Genomic DNA, 4,067 nt, shown 5'->3' on the forward strand with positions numbered 1-4,067 from the left:
CAAGCCTGGCCCCCGTCCCGCGTAGATCATCGTCAACGGCCGCGCACCACGCGCGACTTCACGCCCGACGCTACTACGGGACGGGGTCCTGCCACGCCGGCCGCAACACCTCCGCAACACGAACCGCGCACCCGACGCGCACGAAGACGCCCGCGAACGCCCCCGGAATGCCCTGCGGAGGACGTACGGGGCGCCCGCGAACGCGTACGGGAGCGGCCCGCGAACGCGTACGGGAGAGGACGGCGGCGCGGCGGGCGGCGGTCGTCCCGGCCGAGCCCCTGGCCTTCTGCCCGCCCGGCTTCTGTCCGCCCGGTGCCTTCCATCCGGCCCGGGCTCCGCTGGCCCTCGTCCCCGGCCCGTGTCCGGTGAAGTCGCCGCCGGGGCTGCCCGTTTCGCCGCTCTGGCCGCCCGCGCGTGTCCGTACGCCTCACCCTGGCCGGCCGTGGGGCGGGGTGGCGCCTGGTCACCGCCCACCGCCCCGCCCGCCGTGCTGCCCCCGGCTTGGCCGTTCTGGTCGCCGCCCGCGCGGCCGGCCACAGTCTGTCGTCGGGCCACGCTGCCCGGTCCTGCCACCTGCGCGCCCCGGGTCTTCACGACGGCTGCCGTACCCGCCGCCGCGCCGTGCCCGCGCCCGCCGTAGCGGCGGTAGCGGCCCCGGTTCCGGCGGGTGTCTGGCGGTGCGGCGGGTCCACGGGCTCAGTCGAGCCCGGCGGCCAGCCCGGCGGTCAGCAGTGCCAGCCCGGCGGCGAACGGTCCCCCGGGGCTCGCGCCCTGTCCGGCCTGCCCGGCCTGTTCGGTCTGTTCGGTCTGCCACTGGACGAGGTTGGGGTAGCGGGCCGGGTCGATGCCCGGCATCCCGCCGCCGTCCCCGTCGCCGTCCGTGCCCCTGTCGCCGTTCTGGTTTCCGGTCTGTTCCTGGAGGACGAACCCGATCACGTAGCTGGTCACCGCGTGTCCCAGTACGGCCGCTTGTCCCAGCGTCAGCCCCTGGGAGCGCATCAGTGCCAGCCCTTCCTCCACTGCCCCCAGCGTCGCCGTCCCCGGCACCAGGTACCCCGACACCAGCCGTGCCCCGTCCCGGCGTCCCAGCAGTGCCGCCCGCAGCCGGTGCGCGAACGCCTGCGTGCGCCCCGCCCAGCCTTCCTCCGTCCAGCCTTTCTCCGCCCAGTCCGCGTCCGTGTCCGTCTCGCCGCCGGGCCCGTCGCCGTCGGGCCTGTTGTTGCCGGTTGTGGTGAACGCCGGCGCCACCACGGCGTCCGCCATCGCCGCCAGCAACTCCCGTTTGCTGCGCACGTGCCAGTACAAAGCCCCGGGTGCCACCCCCAGGCGCTCGGTCAGCGCCCGGGTCGTCAGCCGTTCCAGCCCCACCTCGTCCAGCAGGTCCAGAGCGGCGCGGATGACGTCATCACGATGCAGTGCCATGGGACTTGAGCTTAGCTCAGGTCATCTGCCTATGATCGACCCGAGCATTGCTCAAGTACGCCGGACCCGGCTGCCGGGCCGGGCTGTTCACCGCTGCCACGACACACACCGGGGGGATGGGACATGGGCGAGTACGTGAGGGTGAACGGGCTGCGCACCTACTGTGAGATCCAGGGCGAGGGCGACCCCGTCGTCCTGCTCCACGGCGCGGGGGTGAGCGCCGACAGCTGGTATGCCCAGATTCCCGCGCTGGCTGCCCGCTTCCGCGTCCACGCCCCCGAACGCCGCGGCCACGGTCGCACCCCCGATGTCGAGGGCCCCGTCACCGGCGATCTGATGGCCCAGGACACCATCGCCCTCCTGGAGACCCTCGCCACGGGCCCGGTCCATCTGGTCGGCTGGAGCGCCGGTGTCACCGTCGCCCTGCACACGGCGTTGCGCCGTCCTGATCTGGTGCGCCGGCTCGTCCTGATCAGCGGTGGCGTCAGCCGTGACGGGGCCACCGCGGCCGACCTCGCGATCCTGGAGGACACCGAACGTCTGGAGGCGATGTTCCGCTCCCAGCACGAGCGGCTCTGCCCGGACGGCCCTGGCCATTTCCCTGTCGTCTTCGCCAAGTGGCTGACGATGTGGCGCGAGGAGCCCGACATCGGCCTCGCGGCGCTGGCCGCTTTGCCGATGCCCGTCCTGGTCATGCAGGGCGATGACGACGGCGTGCGTATCTCCCACAGCGCGGCGATGGCCGCCGCCGTCCCCCACGGCCAGCTCGCCGTGCTGCCCGGCACCTCCCACACCGCGCCGCTGGAAAAGCCCGACCTGGTCAACCGGCTCCTGCTGGACTTCCTCACCGAAGCGCACCCGCCGGCCCGGCACTTCCCCCTGGGCGCCCTCGCGGACGCCCGGGAGCCTGGCTGACAAACCGCCGCCCGGCGGGCCCGGGCGGGTCACGGCCCTCGAACTGGCCACCGACACCCCCACCGACCTCACCCCGCTCGCCACCGCCCCCGCACTGCGCGCCCTGGACCTCTCCCGGGCCGGGATACGGGACCCGGCCGTCCTCGCGCAGCTGCCGGGCCTGCGCTGCCTGGCGCTGACCGCCCGCCAGTGGGACGTGCTGCTGGAGCGGGACGCGGTGCCGCCCGCGCTGGCGGCCGCGCGTCTGGCCGAGCGCGACGTCTCCCGGGCGCGGGCGCTGTCCTGGGCGGCGCGCCTGGGCCTGCCCGCGGGGGAGCCCCTGAGCGCCGGTGGCACGCTCGGCCCGTGCTCCGGCGCGGGCTAGGAGTAGTACTTGTGCAGGTCGTCGCAGGCCATGCCGGTGGCGTGGTGGACGGCGCGGCTGGAGTAGGTCGTGCGCAGCTGGGCGGCCTGGCGGGTGCGTTCCAGCTCGACCAGCAGGCCCGCGTCCTCGCAGTGGGAGCCGCGGGCCCGTTCCCGGCGGGCCAGGTGGACGCTGATGACCACGATGGCGCCGGCCAGCACGGCCGGCAGGAAGATGACGGTGCCCATGTGTCCCCCCAGGACGGCTCCGTTCGGGAGCGGCGAGGGCCCCGGTCGGGGGCCGTGCGCAGATCCTTGCACGGAACATTTCCGGGCGGCGGGCATCTGAGCGGATCTTGAGCCCGCGCCGCGCCGCAGTGTGGCCGTGCCCCTGCGTCCGGGGCCCGTATCCCCGCGGCGCCCGCCCGCCGGGCGGACACGGCCCCGGCCGGCAGGGCGAAACCCCTTGGACGGCACGGGGAGCGGCTTGCTGGAATAGGCGCAGGGCCACGGCCGGAGACGATGCGCAGGGGGTGCGGCGATGACCGGGATCAGGCCGGCGCTGACGGTACGCGCCCTCACCGACGCGGACCTGCCCTCCTGCGGCTGGTCCGGCTCCGCGAAGCACGTGCGCGACCTCGTCCGCCAGGTCCGCCGCGCCGAGAGCGGCGAGATCGACTACCTGGCGGCGTGCACCCCGGACGGGCACCCGGTGGCGCTGTGCGGCATCGACTACGCGTCCGCGCCCGGCGCCGGCATCCTGTGGCAGCTCGGCGTCCACCCGGACCTGCGCTCCCGCGGGATCGGTACCCTGCTGATCCGCGCCGCCGAGCGGCGGATCGCCGCCCGGGGCCTGGGCCGCGCCGAGCTCGCCGTCGAGGAGGACAACCCGCGTGCCCGCGCGCTCTACGAACGCCTGGGCTACGGGGCCTTCGGCCGCGCACCCGACTCCTGGGACGTGGAGGACGCGGACGGCACGCTCCACCGCCACGAGACGATGTGCACACTGATGCGCAAACCCCTGCCCTGACACCGCACTTCGAGACTTCCGCGCCTTCCGAGGCCTTCGAGGCCTTTGTGGCCGGGGCGAGCGCGGCCCGGCCGTCGCCGCTCTCGTCCTCCAACGCTCCCGCGCCCACGAAAACATGGCCACCCGCCACTGCGACCACGGCCCGTACGTCGTCCCCGCCGACGCCGACGCCGACGCCGACGCCGACGCCGACGCCGGGGCCGGGGCCAGTGGGCTGAGCGCGTCCGAGGGCCACCGCTGCGCCCGCCTGGACGTCGCCCTCACCACTCTGGAGGGCTTGCGCCGTTCCGCCGGCGGCGCCGGATATCCGGGCGGGCCCCGCCCGGACCGGCCCCGCCCGGACCGCCGGCTGCCCGGG

5 protein-coding genes and 1 pseudogene are annotated in these 4,067 nt (G+C 75.2%); 4 read left to right on the forward strand and 2 right to left on the reverse strand.

Going from position 1 to position 4,067, the window contains the following annotated elements; genetic code table 11:
• Positions 1 to 696 precede the first annotated feature (696 nt).
• Complete coding sequence (locus BG452_RS30660; RefSeq protein ID WP_188307613.1) at positions 697 to 1,422, reverse strand: TetR/AcrR family transcriptional regulator C-terminal domain-containing protein; 726 nt, start codon at positions 1,420 to 1,422, stop codon at positions 697 to 699.
• 123 nt (positions 1,423 to 1,545) lie between these two features.
• Between BG452_RS30660 and BG452_RS30665 the strand changes: the two genes are divergently transcribed.
• Positions 1,546 to 2,337, forward strand: coding sequence for an alpha/beta fold hydrolase (locus BG452_RS30665; RefSeq protein WP_188307614.1), 792 nt, complete (start codon positions 1,546 to 1,548; stop codon positions 2,335 to 2,337).
• Between the two features lie 196 nt (positions 2,338 to 2,533).
• Positions 2,534 to 2,701: a hypothetical protein gene (locus tag BG452_RS30670; RefSeq protein ID WP_188307615.1), complete on the forward strand. Its 168-nt coding sequence runs from the start codon at positions 2,534 to 2,536 to the stop codon at positions 2,699 to 2,701.
• Here BG452_RS30670 and BG452_RS30675 read toward each other — a convergent pair.
• Positions 2,698 to 2,928: a hypothetical protein gene (locus BG452_RS30675; RefSeq protein WP_188307616.1), complete on the reverse strand. Its 231-nt coding sequence runs from the start codon at positions 2,926 to 2,928 to the stop codon at positions 2,698 to 2,700. The two genes, BG452_RS30670 and BG452_RS30675, sit on opposite strands and share 4 nt — an antisense overlap.
• Positions 2,929 to 3,220: 292 nt before the next feature.
• Here BG452_RS30675 and BG452_RS30680 point away from each other — a divergent pair, with 292 nt between their 5' ends.
• Positions 3,221 to 3,709: a GNAT family N-acetyltransferase gene (locus BG452_RS30680; RefSeq protein ID WP_188307617.1), complete on the forward strand. Its 489-nt coding sequence runs from the start codon at positions 3,221 to 3,223 to the stop codon at positions 3,707 to 3,709.
• 115 nt (positions 3,710 to 3,824) lie between these two features.
• Positions 3,825 to 4,067: pseudogene (locus tag BG452_RS30685) on the forward strand (hypothetical protein); the annotation flags it as partial.

The organism is Streptomyces sp. CBMA123, assembly GCF_014596465.1.
Classification (GTDB): Bacteria; Actinomycetota; Actinomycetes; order Streptomycetales; family Streptomycetaceae; genus Kitasatospora.